Below are 24,869 nucleotides of genomic sequence, written 5' to 3'. Positions count from 1 at the left end.
GGTCGTGATCCTGGTTCGCTAGTTCTCCGCCTGATCCACCCACATCCCGTGCTCCTTGATCAGCGCGATCAATTCGTCCACGGCCTGGGCACTGGGCACGTTGCGCTTCACCACTTCCTTCTCGCGGTAGAGCGTGATCACGCCGTTGCCGGTGCCCACGTACCCGAAATCGGCATCAGCCATCTCGCCGGGGCCATTAACGATGCAGCCCATGATGCCGATCTTCACTCCTTTCAAGTGACTGGTGCGCGCGCGGATCTTCGCCGTGGTCTCTTGCAGGTCGAAGAGCGTGCGGCCGCAACTGGGGCAGCTGATGTATTCGGTCTTGCTGGTGCGCGTGCGCGTGGCCTGCAGGATGCCGAAGGCCGTGCGGCAGACGAGGTCCTCGCGTCCTCCCTTCTCATCGGCGATGAAGATCCCATCGCCCAGGCCATCGATCAACAGCGGACCGATGTCGGTGCTGCTCTCGAGCACGAGCGCCTCGTTGGTGATGTCGCCATAGGCGCGGCCGATGATCACCGGCACCGGGCACTCCTTGGCCATCAACTCGAAGAAGAGGCGGCGCTGCTCGGCCATGCCGTGCGCATTGTATGAGTCGATCAGCAATGCAGCGGTGGCGTCTTCCTTCAGTTTGGCGATGAAGGGTCCATCCAGCTCGGTCAGCGTGGCGTACACGAAGTTCAGCTGCGGATGCAGCGCCCTTCCTCCGAGGTATTCCTTCTTGTTGATGAAGGGATAGTGGCGCTCCTTGGCTTGGTTGGTCAGCCAGACCGCATGCTCCTGCACGATGCCGAGCGTGCCTGGGATCTCGAAGCCGATGGTGTTCTTCCCGGTGAACGCGTAGTCGCAGGCCTGGTCGGTGATATTCCACTTGTCCAGCGGCACGCTGTAGCGATAGCCCCATGCGAAAAGCGTGGCGGGGGTGATCTCCTTCCGGTTGCTCAAATCAGCCATCACCACGGGCACGTGCCGCGCACCGATGTTGAGGACCTCGCGTGCGCTGCGGCGTGCATGCGAGAAGGGATCCAATGGCGCTTGCTCGATATCCGGAATCGCTTCATGGCCACGACGCTTCGCATAACGGTCCACCAAGGCGCGGGCGACAGGTATCTCCGCCTCCGGCTCCTCGGTGAGGCTCACGCGCACGGTGTCGCCGAGGCCATCCTCCAGCAGCGCGCCGATACCTGCTGCGCTCTTCACGCGCCCGTCTTCGCCATCCCCGGCTTCGGTCACGCCCAGGTGAAGCGGATAGTCCCAGCCTTCCTGCATCATGCGGTGAACGAGCAGTCGGTAAGCCTGCACCATCACCTGCACGTTGCTGGCCTTCATGCTCAGCACGATGTCGTGATAGCCCTCGTCGCGGCAGATGCGCAGGAACTCAAAGGCGCTCTCGACCATGCCCTGTGGCGTATCGCCGTAGCGGTTCAGGATGCGGTCGCTGAGGCTGCCGTGGTTGGTGCCGATGCGCATGGCGGTGCCGTGCTCCTTGCAGATGCGCACCAACGGGGTGAAGCGCTCGCGGATGCGCTCCAGTTCGTGGGCGTACTCGGCATCGGTGTACTCACGCACGTCGAACTTCTTCTTGTCCACGTAATTGCCGGGATTCACGCGCACCTTCTCCACGATGCGCGCTGCCACTTCAGCGGCATTCGGCGTGAAGTGGATATCGGCCACCAGCGGCGTATCGAAGCCCGCCGCGCGCAGCTGCCTCTTGATCTCCGCGAGGTTCTCCGCGTCCTTCTTGCTCGGCGCGGTGATGCGCACCAGCTCACAGCCGGCCTCGATCATGCGGATGCTCTGGGCCACGGTGGCGGCGGTGTCCATCGTATCCGTGGTGGTCATGCTCTGCACCCGGATGGGGTTGGAGCCGCCGATGCCGATTCCACCAATGCGCACTTCGCGGGTGCGCCAGCGCTCGTAGCGCGTGAGGCTGGGGCAATACTGCCAGGGGGCGATGATCTTGGTCTCGGACATGGGATGCGAAGGCGGCGAAGGTACCGGGCAACACCGGAGGGCGGTGCCCGGTTCAGCCGTGGCTCAGAGGATCCGGCTCAGCCATCTCCTTCGCGCTCATGCGGCGGTGGTACCAGCCGTTCACGAAGAGGCAGATGAGGATGAGCGCAATCCCGAGGTAGGAGCCCGTGCGCAGCTTCTCCTCTGCGCCCCAGATCAGCAGGGCGATCAAGATGGTGTACACCGGCTCCAGGTTCACGGTGAGCATGACCGTGAAGGCCGAGAGCTTGCGCATGACGAGGATGCCCGTGACGAAGGGCAAGGAGGTGCAGACCAGTCCGAGCAACAGGTGATAGATGATGTCGCTAGTGGGCAGCTCCCAGAGCGGTGGCGGCAATCCGTCCTGATCGGCCAGCGCACCAGCGAGCCCCGTGATGCCGATATCCTGGATGAATGGGATGGCGAGGAGGATGAGGAGCATGAAGGCTGCCACGCTCGCGATCTCGTAGAAGCTGATGCGCACGGGGTCGTCCTTGTGCACCAGCACCGCATTGATGATGTTGAACCATGCGCTGAGCAGGGCGCTGACCACGCCCACCACGATGCCCCAGCGGTGATCGGTCTCCAATCCGAAGATCAGCAGCAGTGCCGCGATCACGATCAGGCCGAGCACCACCTCATACCCGCGCACCTTGCGCTTGAACCAGATCGGCTCCAGCAAAGCCGTGAACACCGTGCTCGTGCTCAAGCAGGCCGCCGCGATGCTGGCCGTGCTGATCTTGATGGCCCCATAGAAGGTGATCCAATGGCCCGTGATGATGAGTCCCGTGAGCAGGTAGATGCCCAGCTTCGGCGTGCGCCAGGAGAGCGAGCGCTTCATGATCACCGCCGCCACCGCGAGTCCGAGGGCCGCGATGATCGTGCGCGTGTACACCAGGTGCAGGGTGCCCTGTTGGATCAGCTTGCCGAAGATGCCCGTGAAACCCCAGAGGAAGACCGTGAGGTGCAGGACCCATAGAGCCTGAGTGCGGCTGCGCATCGAGCGCGCCAAGGTAGAGGAGCCGCCCCTCAGCGAATGGAATCGAGCTTCTCGCGCATGGCCTGCACGAGCTGCTCCTGCTTGGCGATATCGCCGCGCTTGCGCTCCTGGGCTTCGAGGTTCTTCTTCACGTCCCAAGCCAGTTCTTCGGCCTTCTTCTTCTGATCAGCCTCCTCCGCGATAGCCTTCGCGTGCCTCGCTTGCGACCTGCTCTGCTCCTTGAGCAGCGCGGCAAGGGCCTTCTCCCCTTCTGCGTCCGGCTCGGCGGCGTTCTCCTTGCGCTGCGCGTCAACCTTCTTCGCCAGCTCTTCATGCTCCTGGACCAGGCGCTCCTGCTCCTGCACCGCCTCTGCGGCGCGCTGCTTCGCCTTCTCGATGCTCGATTCCATGCGCTCCTTCTCGCGCTGCAGGTTGCTCAGCTCCTGGTTCAGCTTGGCCAGCCCCTTGTCGGCAATGGTGAGCTCTTGCTGAGCGAGCTGCCGCCGAAGCATGGTGCTCTGCTGCTGCACGTAGGCCTTGGCACCTTCAAAGGCCCTGGCATCGCTGCTCGGCCCCAACCAGCCCTCCCGGGTGAGGAAGGCTGCATGCGCCACGGTGAACGGCGCTCCCTTGCGCTGCTCAGCCTTCAACAGCACGCGCACGGTATCGCCGGTGATCTGCGGCAGCAGGGCGCCCGCGCCGATCACTTCCTTCTTGCTGCTCACCTCGCGGCTCACCCGCTTCAGCTCATCCTTCCACCACGACTCCACGTACTTCACATCCGTGCCCTCGAATTGGAAGCTGAGCGTAGGGTGCACGCCATTGCTGAATGGGAAGGAAGAGACGCTCACGGCGGACTGCGCATTGAGCCAGGCAGAGATGAGAACGGAAGCAGCGCTGAGCGCGAGATGTTTCATGCCGGTCGTTCAGTCAATGGACGTGCCGCAGCGGATCCGTCACTCATCATCCACCTTCGACACGCCGCCGCTCACGGCGAATTTCATCACATCGGCGGGGTTCGCGTCCAGCGGGCGCACATTGGCGCGCGGCACTATGAAGACGTTCCCGCTCCACGCGAAGGAATGCGGCATGTACACGGCCACCTTTTCCGGGCCGATCCCCAAATGCTCGAGGTCTTCTTGCGTGATGAAGCCGAGCCGCTCCGCTTCCAATCCGCCGAGCTTCCACAGCACCGGCCGATCGAACTTCCGCTTGCTGCCCACCAGCGCCTCCATCATGTCCTTGAGCGCGCCGTACATGGTCTTGATCACGGGCACCTTCTGCAGCACCTCGTCACCGATCTCCGCCAGCGGCTGGAAGAAGATCGTGCTGCCCAGCCAGCCCACGATCGTGATGATGGCCAGCAGCGTGAGGATTCCCAGGCCCGGGATCTCGATGGGGATGATCCCGTCGAGGAAGGCGAGCACGCGCCAAACCGCCCATATGATCACGGTGATCGGAACAAGCAAGAGCAGGCCCCTGAAGAAGTATCCCAGTACGATACGGCTGCTGCGGCGGGCGTTGAGGGGCATAGCGCGGGCGAATGTACCGGTGCGATGGGGGTTGAAGGTTGAATTGGAAGATGGTTGAGGGTTGCCCGTTGGCACGAAGCAGGTTGAGGGTTGAAAGTTGCAGCCCACGCGTTGGCCTCATCTAAAGGTTGAATGTCGAGTCCAACCCTCAACCCCAAAATCAACCTCCAACCTTCAACTCAGCCTGCACTTTCTTCGGCAAACTCGCCCTTACCAGCTCATAGCTGTGATCGATCAGCTCCAGCAACAGCTTGCGCGGAACGGAGCCCGTGACGTCCACTGTGTTCCAATGCTGCTTGTTCATGTGGAAGCCCGGCACGATGCCCTCATAGCGCGCACGCAATTCCACCGCGCGCTCCGGGTCGCACTTCAGGTTGACGGTGCCTGGCTCATCCAAAGGCGTCAGCATGAAGATCTTACCCGCCACGCGGAACACGAGCACATCGGGGCCGAAGGGCGTGTCCCAGCTCACCCCGGGCTTCTTCTCACAATAAGCCTGAAGATCGGCAGCGGTCATGGCAGCAGGGCGTACAGCACCGGACGGCTCGGCGCTGCATCATTGATCAGGTGCGGCAATTGCAGCTCGAGCAGGTAGTCGCCATCGGGCGCTTCGCCCGGCACATGGATCATCTCCGTGATGGTGCGCTCCAGGTCGATGGTGGCCGGGTAATCCCAGAAGGCATGGTGCGCCGCCAGCACCCCTCCATCCTCTTCGCGATCCACGCTGGGCAGGTCGAGCAGCAGGTGCTTCACGCCGATGCTGCGCAGCCACGCGCAGGCCGTGCTCTGCAGGTAACATGGATTGCTGCCGCTCCATTCGCGCGTTGCGGCATCGCCATCGTTCGGCAGGGTGCGCAGCACGAGCGCTTCCGGCGGCCGCTCGTTCACCATGCTGCGCAACTGCTCCAAGGTGATCACGCGGTCCTCGCGCTGGTCAGGCGCCCGGCGCGTCTCAGGCCGCAAGCTCACCACTTGCGCGAAGAAGAAGAAGCGCTTCAGCAGGTTGCCCACCGCTTGGATCTCCGGACTGATGTGCCCCACGCTCTCGGTGTGCGTGCCGTGCCCATGCGGGTTGAAGGACACGTTGCGGAAATTCACCGGCGCGCCGTCCTTCACGGCATAGACCTTCTCCAGGCCAGCCTCATCGCGTGAGCGCACCGGCTCGATCACCACCGGACCCACATACCAGGCACGCGGACCTTTCCCGCTCAGCGGCAGCGAGAGGTCCAGCGGCTTCGCAAGGTCCACTTTGATGGTGCGGCCACGATGGGTGATCTCAGCGATCATCGGAGGTGAAGAACAGGTCGCTCGCGATGCGGTCCGCGAAGAGCCTGCCCGCTCTGGTCAAAACTAACCGCCCATCGCGGTGCTCGAGGTGGCCCGTGGCCATCCATCGCTCAACGGCCTTGCGTTGATGACCGAGCACGTCCAGTTCCAGTCGGGCCAGTTCCACGCCCCTGCTCGTGCGCAATCCGGTGAGCAGGCGCTCGTTCGTGCGCTGCGCCGGGTTGAGGGTTTCTTCCTCCCAATAGGGTTCGCCCTGCTGCACTGCTTTCTGGTAGCGTGCGTTGTTCGCCACATTCCAGCGGCGCTTGCTGCCGTCGAACGAATGCGCCGAAGGCCCGACACCGAGATAGGGCACGCCTTCCCAGTAGCTGGAGTTGTGCCGTGAGCGGTGGCCGGGCAATCCGAAATTGCTGATCTCATAGTGCTCCAAGCCTGCCGCCTCCATGCGCTCCATCAGCCGGTCGAACTGTGCGCTCTGGTCCGCATCGCCGGGCATGGTCACCATCGCCTTCTTCACTTGGTGCGCCAGAGCGGTCTTCGCTTCCACGGTGAGGCAGTAGGCGCTCAAATGCGGCATGCCATGATCCAGGGCGATGGTGAGCTGCTCGTCCCATTCCTCCAACGTCATTCCCGGCAGTCCGTATATCAAGTCGATGGTCCAAGAGGCGAAGCCCGCCTTGGCGATGAGCGCGATGCTCTTCAAGGCCTGCCCGGCGTTGTGCGCGCGGCCCATCCACCTCAAACGGTCCTCGCGGAAGCTCTGCGTGCCGAGGCTCAGGCGCCTGATGCCCATCGACTTCCATTGCTCCAGGCGCTCCGGCGTGATGTCGTCGGGATTCGCTTCCAAGGTCACTTCGGCATCGCGCTGAACGCGGACGAGATCATGCGCGAGCTGAATGAACGAAGCGATGCGCGCAGGCTCCAGCAGGCTGGGCGTGCCGCCGCCGAAGTAGATGGTGCCGACCGGTGCATCGCCGAGCTCTTGAGAGCGGAACAAGAGCTCTTTCTCCATGGCATCGAGCAGGGCTTCTTGACCTTTCCCAGAAGTGCTGAAATGGAAATCGCAATACGTGCAGGCACGCTTGCAGAAGGGGATATGGATGTACAGCCCCGCCATTGGCAGGATCAATGAGCCTTCAACGAAATCCTGAAGGTCGTGCCCTTCCCCGGCGCGCTCTTCCGCACGAAGATCTTCCCACCGTGGTACTGCTCGATGATGCGCTTGGTGAGCGAGAGGCCGAGGCCCCAGCCGCGCTTCTTGGTGGTATAGCCGGGCTGGAACACGGTCTTGTGCTGCGATGGCGGGATGCCCTTGCCCGTATCCGCGACGTCCACATGCACCAGGTCGCCCTCCGGGACGATCTCGATGTTGATGGAGCCTTCGCCTTCCATGGCATCGACGGCGTTGCGGATCAGGTTCTCCAGCACCCAGCTGAAGAGCGGACGGTTCAGCGGCACTTGCAATTCGGTGTCGGCCGGCGTGATCACCTCGATGCGCGCGCGGGCGGGCAATCGCGGTCGCAGGTAGAGCACGGTGGCGCGCAGCGTGTGGTAGAGCTTCTCCGGCGCGAGGTCGGGCGCTGAGCCGATCTTCGAGAAGCGCTCGGTGATCACCTCAAGGCGGTCCAGGTCCTTGCGCATCTCGGTGATGGCAGCCGGATCAGTGCCTTGGTCCTTGAGCAATTCGATCCAGGCCATGAGCGAGCTGAGCGGCGTGCCCAACTGGTGCGCGGTCTCCTTGGCCATGCCCACCCAGACCTGGTTCTGCTCGGCGTTGCGGAACACGCTGAAGAGCGCGTACGCCACCAACAGGAAGAGCGCGAGGATGGCGAGCTGCACGTAGGGGAAGTAGCGCAACTGCCGGATCACAACGGTCTCCTCGTAGAAGATGAAGTTGCGGCCCTTGCCCGGCAGGTCAATGGCGATGGGCGCATTCGCCTGCGCCATGGCCGCGGTGCGCGCGAGCAGCGCAGCGGTATCCGTGAGCAGTTCTTCTTCGATGTTAGCGGACTCCAGGATCCGGCTGCGCGTGCTGTCAGTGTAGATCAGCGGCACGCTGGCGGTGCTCATCACCGTCTCGGAGATGAAGGACCGGATGATCCCCTCCATCACCTCCTGCAGCTCCGTGAAGACCTTGCTGTCGCTGTAGTAGAGGAACTGCTTCTGATTGCCGTGAACGGCGATCTCGATGGCCGGGTGCATCGCGGCCATGCTGTCCACCTCAGTGCGCAGACGTTCCGGGTGGTTCACGATGGCGCTGTCGAGGTTGCGGTGGAACTTCACCTCGCTCTCGGCATCCACGATCACCACGGGCACGGTGGTGTTGTCCTGCACTACACGGAGGTAGAAGGAGAAGTCGGTATCGTCCGCGCGGCCCAGGCGCTGCATGGCGTCGGCGAAGAGCTGCACCTTCTTGCGCTCCTCTTCCCGCAACCGGTCGAAGAGGCGCTCGGTGTAGTTCACCAGCTCGGCGCGGTTCTGCACGGCCTCGGCCCAGAGGCGCACCTTGCGGCGTTCCTCGGCGCGGATGTCATCGACGATGCGGCTGCTGTACCACAGCGAGGCGCCCACCAGCAGCATGGCCACGGCGGCCAGCACCAGTTTCCAGCGTTGCTTGCGGGAGTAGAGGTCCACGGGGTGAAGGTCGTTATCCGGCGGCAAGGCGAACTACTCCTCCACCGTCACCTTCCCGCCCTCGTCCTTCTCCTTCTTGTCGTCCTTGAAGAGGCGGTCGATGCCCTTGCGCGGCTTCTCCAGCACCAATTCTTGACGCAGTGGCGATGCGGCGCTATCAGCCTCGATGACGATGCGGCCTTGATTGCCCTCCGGCTGCTCCTGCGCCAACACGCCTTCCGGCTTCTTGCCGAGGATGTCCTCCCGGAGGATGGCGCGCAGCTCCTGCTTCTCCTGCTGGAATTGCGCGCGGCGCTTGGTGGCGGCCATGGCGCCATCGTTCTCGAAGATGGGCTGCTGCGCCGTGCCGCGCATGCGCAGGAACACGCGCATGCCGGTGCCGTCATCGGCGATGGGGCCGAACTCGTCCTTAGCGGGCTTGCCCAATCGGAAGAGGTCGCTGAGGCGGAAGTTGAGGCGATGGTCGATGCGGTCATCGAACCAATGCGTGCCGGCCAGCTCGATGTCGAGGGCATTGCTGCGCACGTCCATGAGCGGGATGTGCACCGCGCCGTCGCGGATCTCGATGCGGTTCTCGAGCTTGGCGAAGCGGATCTCAGCCAATCGCTTCCGCAACTCATCGGTGTCCACGAAGGGCGCCACCAGCTTGTTCTTGCGCAGGTGGTCGGCCACGGCGAGCAGTTGCGCTTGCTCCTTGATCGCCCCGTTGTCCACCGCGATGTCGATGGTGCAGGCGATGCGGTCGCGATCGAGCTTCATGCCGGGTGAGAGCGGTGCTCGGAAGGCGATGCTGGCACGGGCGAAGCCGCTGAGGTGCCGGTGGCCGATGAAGTCCTGCCCGAAGTCCTGGAACTCGCGGAAGAGGGCCTTCACGTCGATGTCCTTCACCTGCGCATCGATGGCGAGCGGATAGAAGGCGGCGCGCTCACCGCCGCTTGCATCCAATTCCAAGCTGCCGAGCACGGCGCCTTCGGCGGTGCTGAAGGTGATGGGCGATGCGCGCAGCACGCGATCCTTCAGGCGGATGGTGCCATTGATGCCGGTGGCGCGGAAATCCTCGAAGACCAGTTCATCCACCTGGGCGCGCAGATCGAGCTCGATCGTGGCGGGCAGCACCACGGCGTATTCGCTGTTGCCCGCTTTGGGCCCATCGCTCTGCAGCAGCGCCGCCAGATCGAGCCGCTCACTGCGGCCCTTGGCTTCGATTGCAAGTCGTTCATTCTCGAAGAGAACGAAGGGCACCAGGTTGCGGAGCGTGCCGCTGAGCTCGATGGGGCTGCCCTGAACAACGGCTTTCAATCCGCGCACAGTGGCATCGTTGCCATGCAATCCCATCTCGGCATTGAGGTGCTCCACCTTGTGCCGCACGCCTTTCACTTTCAGCGTGGCATCGCTGAGCTTCACATGGCCGCTCACCTTCACGGCGCGCAGGTCGCTCGGGCGCAGGTCGGCCATGTCGCGCAGCAGGCCATCCACCTTGATCTCTGCGTCGAAGCGACCCGCGGCCTGCTCCATCGTGTCCACACCGGCGAGGCGGAGCAGGTCGGCCAAGGGCATGTCGCAGCGGATGTCGGCCTTCACCGGCGCGTTCTTCAGGCCGCCGGAATTCCATTCGGCCCGAAGTGTCCCGTCCCCGCTCTGCGCGCGCAGATCGCTCACCTTCAGCTTGCGTACGCTGCCATCGGGCGACACTTCCAGCGAGAGCTCGCCGAAGATGTCGGTGAGCACCGTGCCGCTCCTGCGCTCTTTCATCCGTCCCTGGCGCACCTGCGCTCCGATGGACAGCGGTGGGCCATCGCCCTCCAACGAGCCCGCGTACTTCATGGCAAGGTCCACTTCACCATTCACGCTGAATCGCATGAGCTCATCGCGCAAGCCTCCTGGCAGTTGAGACATCGTGCGACCCAGATCAAGGCCTAGGCCATTGGCGCGCAGGTCGATCTCCTTGCCCTTCGCCGTGGGCAGCACGGCCAGCGTGACCTGCAAGGGCACATTGCCCAGTTGCACGTCGCCCTCGGTGATGCGGAAGGCGCCTTTGCCGAAGCTCATCTTCAAGGCCAGGTGCGCATCGCGCTCATCGATCAGCTGCTTGCTGCCGCGTGTTATGCCCAGCAGGCGCACATCGCCGTTGAGCCGTGCCTCGTTCGTGGGGCCGAATCGCCCTCCGAGTTCTAATGCATCGCTCTGCGCGAGCACCTCCAATCCACTACGTGCGTCGCGGAATCGAAGCGCCAGGCCATCGAAGCTCACGGCGCGCAGGTCAATGGGCGATGCTTGCGAAGCGGACGTGTCGGTCCGCCAGATGAGGTAGTTCTCGGCGCCGTTGGCATCGAGCCCCGGATAGAGCCGCACGCCCTGCCCGTGGATCTGGGCGACGGTGTAGTCGCCAGCGAAGAGGTCCCAGAGATCGAATACCAGATAGAGGTCCTGCGCGGCGAGCAGGGTGTCGGCGGGCCGGCCATCCGAGCGCACCTCATCCACCTGCACCTGCTGCATGCGGATGCTGGCCTTGGGGAATCGCTTGATGAGGGTGAGATCGATGTCGGCCACCTTCACGGGCACCAGCAGCCGATCATTGAGGGCGCCGATGAGCTTGGCCTTCACCTCGTCCTCGTACAATGCGGCAATGACCACCAGCGCGGTGATGCCCACCACCAGCAGCACGGCCAGTGTGAGCGCAACGCGACGGAGCATGCGGAGCATCGGGAACGTGCGCAAGCTACCGGCGCACTACAGCCACTAACGGCAATTGCCGTGCTGTTCGTTCACAGGGCGATGTGAGGCGAAAGAGGCCTACTTCCTCTTCGTCAGGAACAGCACCTCCTTCTCAGTGAGGTGCCGCCACTTCCCACGCGGCAGGTTCTTCTTGGTGAGCCCCGCGAAGACCACACGGTCGAGCTTCAGCACCTCGTAGCCCAGCGCCTCGAACATGCGGCGAACGATGCGGTTGCGGCCCATGTGCAGTTTCAGGCCCACTTCACGTTTGCTCACGCCATCCACGTAGCTGGCCTCGTCCGCCGCAGCAGGACCATCATCCAAAGGCACGCCTGAAACCAGTTGCTGCAAGTGGGCGAGGGTCACGTTCTTGTCGAGGGTGACGTGGTAGATCTTCTCCGCGCCGTGACTGGGATGCGTGAGCTTCTTGGCCAGGTCGCCATCGTTGGTGAGCAGCAAGAGTCCGGTGGTATGGCGGTCGAGGCGCCCCACGGGGTAGATGCGCTCGTCGCAGGCCTGCTCCACCAGGGCCATCACCGTACGGCGGTCGCGCGGGTCGTCGGTGGTGGTGATGAAGTCCTTGGGCTTGTTCAGGAGCACGTAACGCTTGGTCTCCCGGCTGAGGCGCTGACCGCCGTAAACGACTTTGTCGCCTGGTCCCACCTTGGCGCCCATTTCCGTGACCACCACCCCATTCACGCTCACCACGCCGGCCCTGATGAGGTCGTCGGCATCGCGGCGGCTGGCCACGCCGCTCATGCTCAGGTAGCGGTTCAGGCGGATGCGGCCATCATCTTCGCCTCGCGGCTCGGGCCTCGGTCTGCCGCGGAAACCGCCATAGCCCTTCTTCGGTCCGCTCTTGTCCGCCCAAGGCTTCTTGTAGGGCGAACGGCGCTCGCCGCCTGTGCTGCCTGACGGGCGGGTACCACGATCACCACCGGCTGCAAAGCGCGGCGCATTTGAGCCCCGGTTCCCTTCAGATGGTCGACGTTCTGCGCTTCCGCCTTCGCGCACGGCCTTCGGCGGTCGCTTACCATACCGCTTGGAGTGCGGTGCACCCTCAGCGCGCTCTTCCGGCTTGTGCCGTCCGGGCCTGGCAGACGAAGGCTTGCCAGAAGCGGGTTTGCGACCGCCCCCCTTCCCGGGTTCCGGAGCGCTGCGCTGTTGTCCTCGGCTCTTTGGGCGGTTAGAACGGTTTGTCATGCACGGTGGGATAGAATGCGTCGGGGATGTGGTGGATGTACGGCTTGCCGGAAGGATGCAGGATCACGCTCACGATGTCGAAACGGGCCGCAAGGTCGGTGCCCGAGGCCTGTATGTATGCATTGGCCGCCTTGATGAGCTTGCCGCGCTTGCCCTTCTTCACCGCCTCCTCCGGTTCACCGTGCTGGGCGGAGCTGCGCGTCTTCACCTCCACGAACACCAGGAACCGGCCATTCTTGGCCACGATATCGATCTCCAGCTTGCCGTGCTTCCAATTGCGCTCAACCACCTCATAACCCCTGTCCTCCAGGAAGCGGCAAGCCAATTGCTCACCCTCGGCACCGATGCGGTTATGCTCTGCCATTGTGGATAGATCAGGCCGTAACCATGCACCCAAGGCCCCGTTGAAGGCCCTAAAATTGGCGAACCCTAGCCCGGGATCCACCTTCACCGACCACCGCCGAGCCAATCTTCAGCCGGAAAACCGACCCACCATGCGACTTCTTCGTTCTGCACTCGCCACCGCCAGCATCGCTTTTTTCGGCCACGCAGCGCTGCACGCCCAAGGCTTCGAGGGCGTGATCGAGTTCACCAAGACCACCGGCCCGGTGGTGACCACCTACCGCTACTTCGTGAAGGGCGACCATGTGCGCATCGAAGAGGTGAGCTCCCGCGGCGAGGTCCAGGGCATCCTGCTGGCCGATACGCGCGACAAGACCGTGACCGCGCTCAGCCCCGAACGCAAGCTGTACATCGATGTGCCGAACACCCGCCTGCCCAAGGATGTGGAAGTGGAGGTGCAGAAGACCAGCGACATGAAGGAGATTGCCGGCTACAAGTGCGAGAAGTGGATCGCCAAGAGCATGAAGGAGGACCGCCAGATCACTTATTGGGTGGCCGCTGATGAATTCAACTTCTTCCGCCCGCTGCTGGAGACGCTGAACCGCAAGGACGAGACCGCCATCTTCTTCCTGGAGATCAAGGACGCCAACGGCGTTTTCCCCTTGCTGGGCATTGAACAGAAGCTGGATGGCGCTGAAGTGAGCCGCCTTGAGGTGAGCAAGGTGGCTAAGGGCGCGCAGAAGGCCAGCCTCTTCGAGATCCCTGCCGGCTACAATAAGTTCGAGCGGAATTAGCAGCAGACCTGCCCACCGCAGGCCGGGGCGCGAAGACGCTTGGAACTCAAGCACCTGTGTTTTCAACGAAGCTCAGCGTGGCACCAGTGGTGGTGACGCTGAGTTTCGCTGTTTGGCCCATGACCAGCGCGCGATTATCGGCGATGTGTCCGGCGGGGAAACCGTAGCAAACCGGATAAGGCGCTTCGCCAACGGCATCGGCGACGATCTGCTCAGCGGTCTTGCCGAAGGGATCCAATGGATCCTTGTCACGCATGTCCGTCATGCCTCCAACGATGAGGCCAGCGAGCTTGTCGAACCAACCGCCCAGCTTCAGGTTCGTCACCATGCGGTCCACGTGGTAGAGCAGCTCATCGAGGTCCTCGAGGAAGAGGATCTTGCCGGCAGGATCTATGTCGAAGGGCGTTCCGCGAAGCGCGTAGAGCAAGGAGAGATTGCCGCCCACCAGCACGCCCTCGCCTTCGCCCGGGCGGGCCGCTGAGGCCATGGCCGCAGGATGGCTCATGCTGATCCCGAGCTGCTCACCGAAGAGTGCACGCCGCAGCGACTCACGCGCATCGTTGCTCTTCGAGCCGATATTGAAAGGCATCTGCGCGTGAAGCGATGGCAGGCCAAGGCTATGCAAGGTGTTGTGCAGCACGGTGACATCGCTGAAGCCCACCAGCCATTTCGGATTGTTCGTGAAGACCTCGGGCTCGATATGATCCAACAGATGCACGGTGCCATAGCCGCCGCGCGCGCACCACACGGCTTTCACCTTCGGGTCCTCCAAAGCGGCTTGCAGATCGGCAGCGCGCTGCCGTGCGGTCCCTGCTTGCTGATAGTGCTTCTTGCCGATGCAAGAGCCGAGCTTCACGTTGAGCCCCCAGCTCTTGGCGAGCTCGATGCCCTCAGTGAGCTCATCGCGCATGCTTGCGCGCGCGGTGGGCACGATGGCGATGGTATCGCCGGGGCGGAGCGGGGCGGGGGAAGGCATGGGGCACGGGAAAAAGGGGCACGAAGGTGCGCAGCGGCCTCAACTCGTACAACGCCCAGCCGGTACTTTCGCGGGCCGTTAGAACCGACCGCCCCCGCAGCCCTTGAAGACCCCCGCCCGCCACACCGTCACCGCCGCCCTGCCCTACGCCAATGGGCCGCTGCACATCGGCCATATCGCCGGGGCCTACCTGCCCGCCGACATCTACGTGCGCAATCTGCGCCAGCGCGGCAAGGAGGTGCTCTTCCTCTGCGGGAGCGATGAGCACGGCGCGGCCATCACCATGCGCGCCATGAAAGAGGGCACCACGCCCCGCGCCATCGTTGACAAGTACCACGCGGTCATGGGCCGGGCCTTCCAGGACTTCGGCATCCGCTTCGACATCTACCACCGGACCAGCAGTGATCTGCACAAGGAGACCTCACAGGGGTTCTTCCTGAGGCTGCTGGAGAACGGTGCCTTCAGCGTGAAGGAAGAGCAGCAGTACTTCGATGAAGAGGCAAGGCAATTCCTCGCCGACCGGTACATCATGGGCACTTGCCCCAAGTGCGGCAACCCCGATGCCTACGGTGATCAATGCGAAAAGTGCGGAAGCGCGCTAAGCCCCAAGGACCTGATCGACCCGCGCAGCACCCTCAGTGGCGCCAAACCCGAGCTGAAGCCCACGCAGCACTGGTACCTGAAGATGGACGAGGCCCAGCATTGGGTGGATGCGTGGATGAACACCGGCGTGCTCGACGGCCGGCCGCATCACGATCCGAAGGAGTGGAAGGCGAGCGTGCTGGGCCAGTGCAACAGTTGGCTGAAGGATGGCCTGCGCCCCCGTGCCATGACGCGCGACCTGGATTGGGGCGTCCCTGTGCCGCTGTCCGGCGCTGAAGGCAAGGTGCTCTACGTGTGGCTCGATGCGCCCATCGGATATATCAGCGCCACCAAGCAATGGGCGAAGGACCACAACGCGGATTGGGAGAAATGGTGGAAGGCCGACGACACGCGGCTTGTGCATTTCATCGGCAAGGACAACATCGTCTTCCACGCCATCATCTTCCCGATCCTGCTGAAGCTGCATGGCGGATACGTGCTTCCGGAGAATGTGCCGGCAAACGAGTTCCTCAACCTCGAAGGCCAGAAGATCAGCACCAGCCGCAACTGGGCCGTATGGCTGCATGAGTACATCGAGCGCTGGCCCAACCGGCAGGATGAACTGCGGTACTGCTTGGCGAGCATCATACCGGAGCAGAAGGACAGCGAGTTCACGTGGAAGGATTTCCAGGACAAGAACAATAACGAGCTGGTGAGCATCATCGGCAACTTCGTGCAACGGGTGATGGTGCTCTGCCACAAGTTCTACGGGGGCCATGCGCCAGAGCCCGGCACCGCGAAATCCGAAGACCTCGCGCTCTGGGGCACGGTACATGGCAGCGCCGAAGAGATGGTGCGCGCGATCGACGCCTTCCGCTTGCGCGATGCTTTGCAGGCAGCCATGAGCGTGGCGCGCGCCGGCAACAAGTACCTCAGCGACCACGAGCCGTGGAAGCTGGAGAAGACCGACCCCGACCGCACGCGCGCGATCCTCGGCAACAGCCTGAACGTGGCGGCCGTGCTCAGCTCCGTGCTGGAGCCCTTCCTGCCCTTCACCGCCGAGCGCCTGCGCCGCATGCTGCGCATCGATGCGCTGCCATGGGATGCGGCGCTCCGCAGCGACCGGATCGCGCCCGGCCATGCGCTCGGTGCCGCCGAGCACCTGTTCAAGCCCATCACCGACGCGGAGATCCAGCCCGAGATCGACCGCCTGCACGCAAACGCGCCAATGGACACGTCGTCGAAGCCGGTCACCCCGAACGAATTGAAAGGGCCTCAACCGGCGAAGCCCACAATCTCCTTCGACGACTTCGCGAAGCTCGACCTCCGCGCGGGAACCATCATTGCGGCTGAGCGCGTGCCCAAGGCCGACAAGCTGCTGAAGCTCACTATCGATATCGGAGAGGTGCAGCCGCGGACCGTGGTGAGCGGCATCGCGCAGCACTACGCTCCGGAGCAATTGCCCGGGCAACAGGTGGTATTGGTGGCCAACCTGGAGCCGCGGAAGATGCGCGGCGTGGAGAGCCAGGGCATGGTGCTGATGGCCGAGGACTCGGCAGGCAAACTGGTGTTCGTGCAGCCGAAGGATGCGGTGGGGCCGGGCGTGGAGGTGCGGTGAGCTATGTTTGTTGAGCTGCCATGAACACAGACAAGACCAAGCTTGCCATCGTCAGGAAAGTGCTTGCATTGGAGGATGAAGCCATCCTTGAAAATGTAAGTGCCTATCTCGCATCAGAACCTTCTGTCCTGTGGGGCGAGAAGAGCCCGGAGGTACAGGCCATGATCGAGCGCAGTTTGAATGAGCTCGATAGAGCGGAAGGCAAATCTCACGAGCAGGTCATGGCACGCTATTCCAAATGGTTGAAACCGTCCGCTGGTCGCCAACGGCAGAAGCGAGTTTCCACCAAGTAGTCGCTTACCTGCGGGCGACCTGGTCGGAGCGCGATGCGCAGAACTTCGTGCGCAAGACCGACTCGACCATTCGCATGTTGCGCATTTTCCCCGGAATGTCTCGCAAAGGAAGAAAGGGGACACGGGAAGCGCTGGTCACGAAGCACAACCTGATGTGCTTCCGGATCAAAGGCACGGAGCTTCAGATCGTGGGATTCTGGGATACACGTCAGCATCCCGGCAAACGCCGGATTTCGGAGGTTTGATCACCACGCTGTGAGGATCCTGATCGCAACACTGGCCTTTCTGAGCGTCTCTCATGCCAGTGCGCAAATCACTCCGCTCATCAACGAGCTCTGCGCCAGCAACCACGGCTGCTACGTTGATGCCGATGGGCACAGCCCCGATTGGATCGAGCTCTTCAACACCGGCACGAAGCCGATCGACCTCCTGGGTTGGCGCATCGCGATCAACGGCAAGCAGCACGTGATCGATGCGCCGCTGCGCATTCCGGCCAAGGGCCAACTGCTTTTGCTGTGCGACGCGAAACCCGACCGCGGTCCGGAACATCTCGGCTTCACCTTGGAGAAGCAAGGAGGCGCGGTGCTGTTGATCGCACCCGATGGATTGAGCATCGCCGACCTCTTCACCTATCCCGCGTTGCGCGCCAACACCAGCATCGGCCGCATGCCCGATGGCCACAAGGCCTGGAGCCTCTTCGCGCAACCCACGCCGGGTGAAGCGAACCGGCCGGTGGGCTTCGCACGCAGCTTCAGCCGTGAGCCGCAACTCGAGCTCGATGCGCAAGGCCGCTTGATCGCAACTGCGGAAGGCGAAGTCCGCTACACCATTGATGGCAGCGATCCGCACGATAGTGTCGCGGCCCAGTACTCTGAGCCCGTTGACATTGCACCCGGCAGCGTTGTGCGCGCCATCGCTGTACAAAAGGAGCTCTTGATTGGCGAGGAAGCAGTGCTCCTTGTTCCTGCGAACGGACACGCTGGCGATGGCTTCACACTCGCGCTCGACCCGCAAGACCTCTGGAGTGACAGCACCGGCATCTATAACCCCGGCGCGGCGCAGAATCACACGCGGCGTGGGTTGGCTTGGGAGCGCAGCGCCATTTTCCGCATCGACAGCGTTGCGGAGCCTGTTGGCGCGCGACTCTTCGGAAGCGGCTCGCGCAGCCTGGGCAAGCGCTCCTTTAAGCTGCACGCGCGTGATCGCTACGACAGTCCGGAGGGCGGCTTCGCATTCAGCGATGGCACGCGCGTGCATGAGGGCGTCCTCCGCGCCGATGCCTCTCCGAACGCATTCCTGCGCAACGCAGTGATGGAGCAGCTCGTGCAGCGCTTCAACCTGCACCTGCTCGTGCAGCCCTCCGTAGCGAAGCCACTCTATCTCAACGGCGACTACTGGGGCCTCTACCGCTGGATGCCCGCAAAGGATGCCGAATGGCTGAAACAGCGCAGCGGCTCGGAGGCGCTTGATGTGCTGGAAGGACCAGCCGCCACCGAGCGCAGCGGCAAGGACGACCACTTCCTCCGGTCGCATGAACTGCTTGTGCAAGGAGCATCCGTCGACAGCATCGAGGCCATGATCGACACGCGCAGCCTCATCGACCTCGCGTGCATCGACCTGTGGACAGGCCGCGCCGATCATGAGCTGAACGTGCGTTGCTATCGGCCACGTGAGCGCGATGGCCGCTGGCGCTGGGTGCTCTTCGACATGGACCTGTGGGCGCCGCCGAACGAGAACAGCGTACAGCGCATGACGCTGGCCGTGCTGCCCGAAACGCCCTTCGTGCCGCAACTTCTCGCGCACACGGACTTGCAGCAGCGTCTGCTGGCGCGCATCACCGCGCTGCAGGCGACCGCGTTCGCACTGGTCCCCGCCATAGCCGACAGCCTCTACCGCGCGCATGCCGCCGAACTCGCCGCCGACTTCAAGCGCTGGGACCTGCAGCTCGACATGCCCACGCCGGAAGCATCACTCGCCGAGATGAAAGGCTTCGCGGCGCAACGGCCTGTGCATCTATTCGCACACCTGGCCAAGCATACGGGGCGGCGCTTGCGCGAAGCAGTCGTAGAGGCACCTCGCGCGGATCAAGGCGAACTGCTGATCGAAGGTTTGCAGCTCTCACCGGGGAAACACACCATGCGCTGCTTCGATGGCGTACCTGTGCGCATCGAGCTGCGCGTTGCAGCCGGGCACGAGTTCGCAGGCTGGAAGGGCGCCGACCTTGCCCCAGCTTCTGGTACGATCGACCTGTGGAAGACGAAGAGCCTGAGGCCGGTGCTCAGGAGCGTGGTGCCTTGATCAGGCCATCACTCCCTTCAGCAGCGACTCGAAGAGGCTGCGCCCGTCGGTATTCCCCAAACGCTCATCGCACGCCCGCTCCGGGTGCGGCATCATGCCGAAGACATTGCGGCCCTTGTTGCACACACCGGCGATGTTGTCCTTGCTGCCGTTAGGGTTGGCCTCCTCGGTCACCTTGCCCTGCTCGTCGCAATAGCGGAAGAGGATGCGGTCGCTGTCCTTCAGGGCCTTCAGCGTATCGGCGTCGGCGTGGTAGCGGCCTTCGCCGTGGGCGATGGGGATCCTCAGCGCCTTGTCGGGCACCGCATTCGTGAGCGCGGTATCGCCCGTGCCGCGACGGATGAAGACGTTCTTCGAGATGAATTTCTGTCCGGCATTGTGCAGCAAAGCGCCGGGAACGAGGCCCGCTTCACAGAGCACTTGGAACCCGTTGCACACACCGAAAACGAGTCCGCCCTTCTTGGCGTGGGCTGCCACCTCCTGCATGATGGGCGAGAAGCGCGCGATGGCGCCGCTGCGCAGGTAGTCTCCATAGCTGAAGCCGCCGGGCAGCACCACCATGTCCACACCCTTGAGGTCGTGCTCCTTGTGCCAGAGGCGCTCCACCGGCTGCTGGAAGTGCTTCTCCAGCACGTGGATCATGTCCTCATCACAATTGCTCCCGGGAAAGGTGACGACGCCGAATTTCATGCAGGGCGCGCCGAAGACTTGTTGCCGGAGGCGCGGGGCCGAAGGTAGAGGGCTATCCCTTGGATGCCGTCTTCCGCCACCAGCGCGGAAGGATCACCATGCCCATGAAGAGGTAGATATAATAGCTGAGCAACCGCCACAGGATGGCGATGGCACCGAGGAAGCCAACCGTAGGAAGCAGGTCGCGGAAAAAGCCCGCGAAAGCGATCTCGGCGATGCCGCTGCCCCCCGGAGTGGGACTGATGAGCAGGATCACCCACATGATCAACTGTCGTGCGTACAGGAGCAGGTGGTCATCCACGGCGAAGAAGGCCGCTGTGATGAGGTTGATGACCAGGAAGCGGCTGGCCCACGAGAAGCAGGTGGCACCGAAAGCCTTCGCCCAGAAGCGTTTGGGCTTGCCGCGCAATTCGAGGCCCGTGACCTCGATATCCTCGCCCACCTTCACCACCTGCGGCCGCCAACGGCGCAGGAAGGGCAGCTTGAACACGCGCAGCAAGAGCCATTTGAATGCGCGGGGCCGGAAGAAGACACTGTAGAAGATGATGGCCACCAGCAGGAGGATGAATCCGTAGCCCGCCCAGAAGATGGTGCGCACCGGCAATCCCCAAAAGGCGTGGTCGAGCGAATCCGGGAAGAGATGATCCATGCCCACAGCGAGGAAGACCATTGGGACCATGATCACATAGAACAGCTCATCCATCAGGGCGGTGACCAGCACGATGGCCGTCGCCCGGCCCAGCGCGATGCCTTCACGCCCGATGATGAACATGGCCACGCCGCTGCCTCCCACCACAGAAGGCGTGAGCGCCGACGCGAATTCCCAGAGGAAGGTGACATTGAAGCTCTGCCTCCAGCTCAAGTGGCCATCGCTGAGCACGCGGATGCGGTAGATGTAGCCGAGGTCGCGGAAGGCCGTGGCCACTAGCGCGATCAAGATCCAGCCGGTGCTGTGCCAGGTCCAGTTGATGCTGCCGAGCGTTTCGCGGGCGGTCATGCGCCGGTAGTCGCCCAGACCACTGCCCACCTCGGTGAACTCTGCAGGGTCGGCCACGTCCACGATGCCATTGCCGTTGGCGTCGTGCCAGGTGTGATCTCCCGATCCTTCGCCGATGCGCTCGTAGCGCTCCTTGGCCAGATCGCGCCAAAGGAGCCAGCCCGCCGCCACGATGCCGATGAGGATGGGGATGAGCACGCGGCGCAGCCGGAAGGTGCTGCGGAAATCCTGTTCGGCTGCCTGCGCGCTGCGCTCCATCGCTCTGGGTTCGGGCTAAAGGTATCCGTGCGCACTTTCGCCGCCGCACATGGACCGCCGATCGCGCGCCCACCTCGCCCTCTTCGCGGTGAATGCCATTTATGGCATCAACTACGTCGTGGCCAAAGGGCTGATGCCGGCGGTGATCGGCGCCAGCGGCTTCATCCTGCTGCGCGTGATCGGGGCCGCGCTGCTCTTCTGGCTGTTGCGCGCGCTGCGGCCGGAGCGCGTGGCCTGGTCCGATGCGGGGCGCCTGCTCCTATGCGCGGTGTTCGGCGTGGCGCTCAATCAGCTCATGTTCTTCCACGGCCTCATGCGCACCTCGCCGATCAACGCGAGCATCATCATGGTGGCCACGCCCATCCTGGTGCTGGTGCTCTCCGGCGTGCTCATCGGCGAGCGCATCACGCGGACGAAGCTGCTCGGCGTGCTGCTCGGCGCTGCGGGTGCGCTCGCGCTGATCCTGCTGAAGCCGACGGGCATGGCTTCAGGAGCCACCATGCTGGGCGACGCATTCATCCTGATCAACGCCATCAGCTACGGCCTCTACCTCGTCCTGGTGAAGCCGCTCATGCGCACGTACTCGGCCGTGACGGTGATGTCGTGGTGCTTTTTGATCGGGTTGGTGATCGTGCTGCCATTCGGCTTGGGCGAGTTCGATGAAGTGGCCTGGTCGTCGCTCAGCGCTCCCGTGATCCTGGCCATGGCCTTCGTGGTGGTCATGGTCACCTTCGTGGCCTACCTGCTGAACACTTGGGCACTGGGGGTGGTGAGCCCGAGCGTGGTGGGCATCTATGTGTACATGCAGCCGGTGCTCGCGGCGGCGATCACCTGGCTCTTCATGCGCATCGGCCCAGAGCGCATAGGCATCCCGGGTTCATATGACGCCTCCATCGGTTGGCAGCAGGGCCTTTGCGCAGCGCTGATCTTCACGGGCGTTCATCTGGTGAGCCGCGCGGATCGGGTGAAGTAGGTCCGGGTACATTTGACGCCTCAACAGAACGCATGCTCTTATCCATGACCGGCTTCGGCCGCGCCGAGGGCGTGGTGAAGGACCGCAAGGTCACCGTCGAGATCCGCGCGCTCAACAGCAAGCAGCTCGACCTCTTGCTGAAGCTGCCCAGCATCTACCGCGATCGTGAGCAGGAGCTGCGGCAAGCGCTGGGCGAAGAGCTCGTGCGCGGCAAAGTGGATGTGTTCGTGAGCGCCGAATCGCTGCACGCCACCAAGCACACCAGCTTCGACCGCGAGCTGATAGCAGCTTATTATGCCGAGCTGAAGGCCATCCGAGACGAGGCCGCGCCGGAAGTCAGCACCGACCTCTTCGCGCAAGTGCTGCGCCTGCCCGATGTGAGCACCACCACCAGCGACCGCGCCGACGACGAGGAATGGTCCGGCGTGCGCGCGCTCGTGGCTGACGCGCTCCGTTCCTTCAAGGCCTTCCGCGCCAACGAGGGCGCCAAGCTCGAAACGGAACTGAAGCAGCGCGCACAAGGCATCGCATCGCTGCTCGATCAAGTGGCCGCGCTCGATGCCGGCCGCCAGGACCGCACGCGCGAGCGCCTGCGCGGCAAGCTCGCCGACCTGAAGGCCGAAGTGGACGAGTCGCGCTTCGAGCAGGAGCTGATCTACTACCTGGAGAAGCTCGACATCACCGAGGAGAAGGTGCGCCTGAGCGCGCATTGCGGTCACTTCGCCGAGACGCTCGCGCTGACGGAGCCGCAAGGCCGCAAGCTCGGCTTCATCGCGCAGGAGATGGGCCGCGAGATCAACACCATCGGCTCCAAGGCCAATGATGCCTCCATGCAGCACCTGGTGGTGCGCATGAAGGACGAACTGGAAAAGGTGAAGGAGCAATTGCTCAACGTGCTCTGATGAAGGGCAAGGCCATCATCGTATCGGCCCCTTCGGGCGCTGGCAAGACCACCATCGTTCGGCACCTGATGGATCGCGGGCTGGGCCTTGCCTTCAGCGTGAGCGCCACCACGCGGCCCATGCGCGCCAGCGAGCGCGACGGCCACGATTACTGGTTCCTTTCAGAAGAGGAATTCAAGCGCCGCATCGCCGCCAACGAATTCGTGGAATGGGAAGAGGTGTACCCCGGCCGATACTATGGCACCCTGCGCGATGAGGTGCTGAGGATCCAGGGCGAAGGCCGGCATCCGGTGTTCGATGTGGATGTGGAGGGCGGGCTCAACCTGAAGAAGGAATTCGGTGAGGATGCGCTGGCGCTGTTCATCGCGCCCCCATCGTTGCAAGCCTTGGAGCATCGCTTGAGTGCCCGCGGCACGGAAACGCCGGAGAGCCTCGCGAAACGCGTGGGCAAAGCCGCGCACGAACTCACCTACGCGACGCGCTTCGACCGCACCGTGGTGAACGACGACCTCATCGGTGCCTGCGCCGAAGCCGAGGCGCTGGTGCGCGATTTCCTTTCCCGATGAAGGTCGGACTGCTCTTCGGCACATTCGACCCGCCGCACAGGGCGCATGTCGCCGTGGCCGAGCACATGCTCCGCACCCAGGGCCTCGACCAGGTGTGGCTGGTGGTTACCCCGCTCAATCCTTTCAAGCGGCACCAGCCGATCAGTGCCGATCACCATCGCGTAGCCATGTCGCGGCTGGCCATCGAAGGACGCACCGGCATCGCGGTATGCGATTTCGAGCTGGGCCAACCGACGCCGAGCTATACGGTGGACACCCTGAGGGCCATGCGCGAGCATTGGCCCGAGCATCGGTTCGTGCTGATCATCGGGAGCGACAACCTCGCGAGCCTGAGCCGCTGGAAGGACCCTGAGGGAATCCTCGCGCACCACCACCTGCTCGTGTACCCCCGGCCTGGCGCCGACCTGCACCAAGCCATGTCGGCATTCCATGAGCATCCGCGAATCATGGCACTGCACGGCGCGCCGGTGATGGATACCTCATCGACCCGGATGCGCGAGGAGCTCTCGGCGGGCCGGATCCCGGTGGGCACCTTGGCCCCGGCCGTGCTCGACTACATCCGCGAGCACCGCTTGTATCAGAGCTGAACCGCCGGCTCGTGCTGGCGGGCGGCATTCATCAAGTGATCGCGAAGCACCCGCGCGGCCCGCTCGAAGCCCAACTCGTTCACCACGTGCAGATCGCAGAGGTGCCGATAGGGCAGCAGGAACTCGCGATAGGCCGGCAGCACATGGTGCTCCCATTGATAGCGCACATCGGCTTCGCCGTAGCCGCGCTCGCGGGCATCGCGCTTCAAGCGGCGCTCGAGCTGGCTCGCCTCGCTGGCATCGATGAACACGCGCAGGTCGAAGAGGTCGCGCACCGGCTGATGGTGCAGCACGAACAAGCCTTCCACGAGGATGATGGGCGCGGGCTTCAGCTCGATCATCTCCGGCTCCTTGCCTTCGGTATTGAAGGTGTACTCCTTCCGCAGGATGGGCACCCCGGAAACCAGCGTTCTCAAGTCCTGCGCAAGGCTGTCGAGGTCAACCGCCGTCGGCAGGTCGAAATTGATGCGGCCATTGGGGTCAATGGCCTGTTGCTCCTTCGGGTGGTAGTAATCGTCTTGCGAGACCGTGCAGCTCATCCCCGGCGGCAGAGCCTCACGCAGCGCCCGCACCAGGCTGGTCTTGCCCGACCCGCTCCCTCCTGCAATACCTACCAGGTAGGCCGCACGTTGCATCTCCGTTGTCCCGCTA

The 24,869-nt window shown here is 63.5% G+C and carries 24 protein-coding genes; 9 read left to right on the top strand and 15 right to left on the bottom strand.

Going from position 1 to position 24,869, the window contains the following annotated elements:
• Positions 1 to 18 precede the first annotated feature (18 nt).
• The 11 genes from ispG to IPK70_01920 form a co-directional block, all read right to left on the bottom strand.
• Entirely contained in the window at positions 19 to 1,974 is a 1,956-nt protein-coding gene (ispG, locus tag IPK70_01970; GenBank protein MBK8225926.1) for a (E)-4-hydroxy-3-methylbut-2-enyl-diphosphate synthase, read from the bottom strand.
• Positions 1,975 to 2,026: 52 nt separating this feature from the next.
• A complete protein-coding gene (locus IPK70_01965; protein MBK8225925.1) occupies positions 2,027 to 2,992 on the bottom strand; it encodes a DMT family transporter in 966 nt (321 codons plus the stop codon).
• Between the two features lie 29 nt (positions 2,993 to 3,021).
• Complete coding sequence (locus IPK70_01960) at positions 3,022 to 3,888, bottom strand: hypothetical protein (protein ID MBK8225924.1); 867 nt, start codon at positions 3,886 to 3,888, stop codon at positions 3,022 to 3,024.
• A 39-nt stretch (positions 3,889 to 3,927) separates the two neighbouring features.
• A complete protein-coding gene (locus IPK70_01955; protein MBK8225923.1) occupies positions 3,928 to 4,503 on the bottom strand; it encodes a DUF502 domain-containing protein in 576 nt (191 codons plus the stop codon).
• A gap of 160 nt (positions 4,504 to 4,663) precedes the next feature.
• Positions 4,664 to 5,020 carry an MmcQ/YjbR family DNA-binding protein gene (locus tag IPK70_01950; protein MBK8225922.1) on the bottom strand — a complete coding sequence of 119 codons (357 nt, stop codon included), beginning with the start codon at positions 5,018 to 5,020 and terminating at the stop codon, positions 4,664 to 4,666.
• On the bottom strand, positions 5,017 to 5,790 hold the full coding sequence (locus IPK70_01945) for a cyclase family protein (protein MBK8225921.1): 774 nt from the start codon (positions 5,788 to 5,790) through the stop codon (positions 5,017 to 5,019). Before IPK70_01945 ends, IPK70_01950 begins: the two co-directional genes overlap by 4 nt.
• A complete protein-coding gene (gene hemW / locus IPK70_01940) occupies positions 5,780 to 6,907 on the bottom strand; it encodes a radical SAM family heme chaperone HemW (GenBank protein MBK8225920.1) in 1,128 nt (375 codons plus the stop codon). The genes IPK70_01945 and hemW overlap by 11 nt, the downstream gene beginning before the upstream one ends.
• 8 nt (positions 6,908 to 6,915) lie before the next feature.
• Entirely contained in the window at positions 6,916 to 8,424 is a 1,509-nt protein-coding gene (locus IPK70_01935; GenBank protein MBK8225919.1) for a HAMP domain-containing histidine kinase, read from the bottom strand.
• Positions 8,425 to 8,457: 33 nt separating this feature from the next.
• Positions 8,458 to 11,127 carry a hypothetical protein gene (locus tag IPK70_01930; protein ID MBK8225918.1) on the bottom strand — a complete coding sequence of 890 codons (2,670 nt, stop codon included), beginning with the start codon at positions 11,125 to 11,127 and terminating at the stop codon, positions 8,458 to 8,460.
• A 90-nt stretch (positions 11,128 to 11,217) separates the two neighbouring features.
• Positions 11,218 to 12,342 (bottom strand): pseudouridine synthase, encoded by a 1,125-nt coding sequence (locus IPK70_01925; protein ID MBK8225917.1) that lies wholly within the window; start codon positions 12,340 to 12,342, stop codon positions 11,218 to 11,220.
• The gene (locus tag IPK70_01920) at positions 12,326 to 12,706 is read right to left on the bottom strand and encodes a YraN family protein (protein ID MBK8225916.1); all 381 of its coding nucleotides are present in this window, start codon (positions 12,704 to 12,706) and stop codon (positions 12,326 to 12,328) included. Before IPK70_01920 ends, IPK70_01925 begins: the two co-directional genes overlap by 17 nt.
• Before the next feature lie 130 nt (positions 12,707 to 12,836).
• Here IPK70_01920 and IPK70_01915 point away from each other — a divergent pair, with 130 nt between their 5' ends.
• Positions 12,837 to 13,478 carry a DUF4412 domain-containing protein gene (locus tag IPK70_01915; GenBank protein MBK8225915.1) on the top strand — a complete coding sequence of 214 codons (642 nt, stop codon included), beginning with the start codon at positions 12,837 to 12,839 and terminating at the stop codon, positions 13,476 to 13,478.
• A 46-nt stretch (positions 13,479 to 13,524) separates the two neighbouring features.
• On the opposite strand, the gene IPK70_01910 is transcribed toward IPK70_01915, so the two are convergent.
• Positions 13,525 to 14,454, bottom strand: a complete 930-nt coding sequence (locus IPK70_01910) for an LD-carboxypeptidase (GenBank protein ID MBK8225914.1) — start codon at positions 14,452 to 14,454, stop codon at positions 13,525 to 13,527.
• Between the two features lie 103 nt (positions 14,455 to 14,557).
• Between IPK70_01910 and metG the strand changes: the two genes are divergently transcribed.
• The 4 genes from metG to IPK70_01890 are packed head-to-tail and all read left to right on the top strand — an operon-like array spanning position 14,558 to position 19,245.
• On the top strand, positions 14,558 to 16,654 hold the full coding sequence (gene metG, locus IPK70_01905; protein ID MBK8225913.1) for a methionine--tRNA ligase: 2,097 nt from the start codon (positions 14,558 to 14,560) through the stop codon (positions 16,652 to 16,654).
• A 20-nt stretch (positions 16,655 to 16,674) separates the two neighbouring features.
• Positions 16,675 to 16,947 carry a hypothetical protein gene (locus IPK70_01900; GenBank protein ID MBK8225912.1) on the top strand — a complete coding sequence of 91 codons (273 nt, stop codon included), beginning with the start codon at positions 16,675 to 16,677 and terminating at the stop codon, positions 16,945 to 16,947.
• Positions 16,893 to 17,192 carry a type II toxin-antitoxin system RelE/ParE family toxin gene (locus IPK70_01895; protein MBK8225911.1) on the top strand — a complete coding sequence of 100 codons (300 nt, stop codon included), beginning with the start codon at positions 16,893 to 16,895 and terminating at the stop codon, positions 17,190 to 17,192. Before IPK70_01900 ends, IPK70_01895 begins: the two co-directional genes overlap by 55 nt.
• 10 nt (positions 17,193 to 17,202) lie before the next feature.
• Positions 17,203 to 19,245: a CotH kinase family protein gene (locus IPK70_01890; protein MBK8225910.1), complete on the top strand. Its 2,043-nt coding sequence runs from the start codon at positions 17,203 to 17,205 to the stop codon at positions 19,243 to 19,245.
• On the opposite strand, the gene purQ is transcribed toward IPK70_01890, so the two are convergent.
• A complete protein-coding gene (purQ, locus tag IPK70_01885; GenBank protein MBK8225909.1) occupies positions 19,246 to 19,935 on the bottom strand; it encodes a phosphoribosylformylglycinamidine synthase subunit PurQ in 690 nt (229 codons plus the stop codon).
• A gap of 52 nt (positions 19,936 to 19,987) precedes the next feature.
• Positions 19,988 to 21,190, bottom strand: a complete 1,203-nt coding sequence (locus IPK70_01880; protein MBK8225908.1) for a flippase-like domain-containing protein — start codon at positions 21,188 to 21,190, stop codon at positions 19,988 to 19,990.
• 49 nt (positions 21,191 to 21,239) lie between these two features.
• Here IPK70_01880 and IPK70_01875 point away from each other — a divergent pair, with 49 nt between their 5' ends.
• From IPK70_01875 to nadD, 4 genes are read left to right on the top strand one after another with little or no spacing between them, the layout of a single operon-like run.
• The gene (locus IPK70_01875; GenBank protein MBK8225907.1) at positions 21,240 to 22,163 is read left to right on the top strand and encodes a DMT family transporter; all 924 of its coding nucleotides are present in this window, start codon (positions 21,240 to 21,242) and stop codon (positions 22,161 to 22,163) included.
• Between the two features lie 32 nt (positions 22,164 to 22,195).
• Positions 22,196 to 23,065: a YicC family protein gene (locus tag IPK70_01870; GenBank protein MBK8225906.1), complete on the top strand. Its 870-nt coding sequence runs from the start codon at positions 22,196 to 22,198 to the stop codon at positions 23,063 to 23,065.
• The gene (gene gmk / locus IPK70_01865) at positions 23,065 to 23,631 is read left to right on the top strand and encodes a guanylate kinase (GenBank protein ID MBK8225905.1); all 567 of its coding nucleotides are present in this window, start codon (positions 23,065 to 23,067) and stop codon (positions 23,629 to 23,631) included. Before IPK70_01870 ends, gmk begins: the two co-directional genes overlap by 1 nt.
• Positions 23,628 to 24,218, top strand: a complete 591-nt coding sequence (gene nadD, locus IPK70_01860; protein ID MBK8225904.1) for a nicotinate (nicotinamide) nucleotide adenylyltransferase — start codon at positions 23,628 to 23,630, stop codon at positions 24,216 to 24,218. The genes gmk and nadD overlap by 4 nt, the downstream gene beginning before the upstream one ends.
• Here nadD and IPK70_01855 read toward each other — a convergent pair.
• Positions 24,209 to 24,853 carry a uridine kinase gene (locus IPK70_01855; protein MBK8225903.1) on the bottom strand — a complete coding sequence of 215 codons (645 nt, stop codon included), beginning with the start codon at positions 24,851 to 24,853 and terminating at the stop codon, positions 24,209 to 24,211. The two genes, nadD and IPK70_01855, sit on opposite strands and share 10 nt — an antisense overlap.
• Positions 24,854 to 24,869 lie beyond the last annotated feature (16 nt).

The sequence above is a fragment of the Flavobacteriales bacterium genome, from assembly GCA_016712535.1.
Lineage (GTDB): Bacteria > Bacteroidota > Bacteroidia > Flavobacteriales_F > PHOS-HE28 > PHOS-HE28.
The sequence above is the reverse complement of the archived record's forward strand: the minus strand, read 5'-3'. Positions and strand labels throughout refer to the sequence as shown.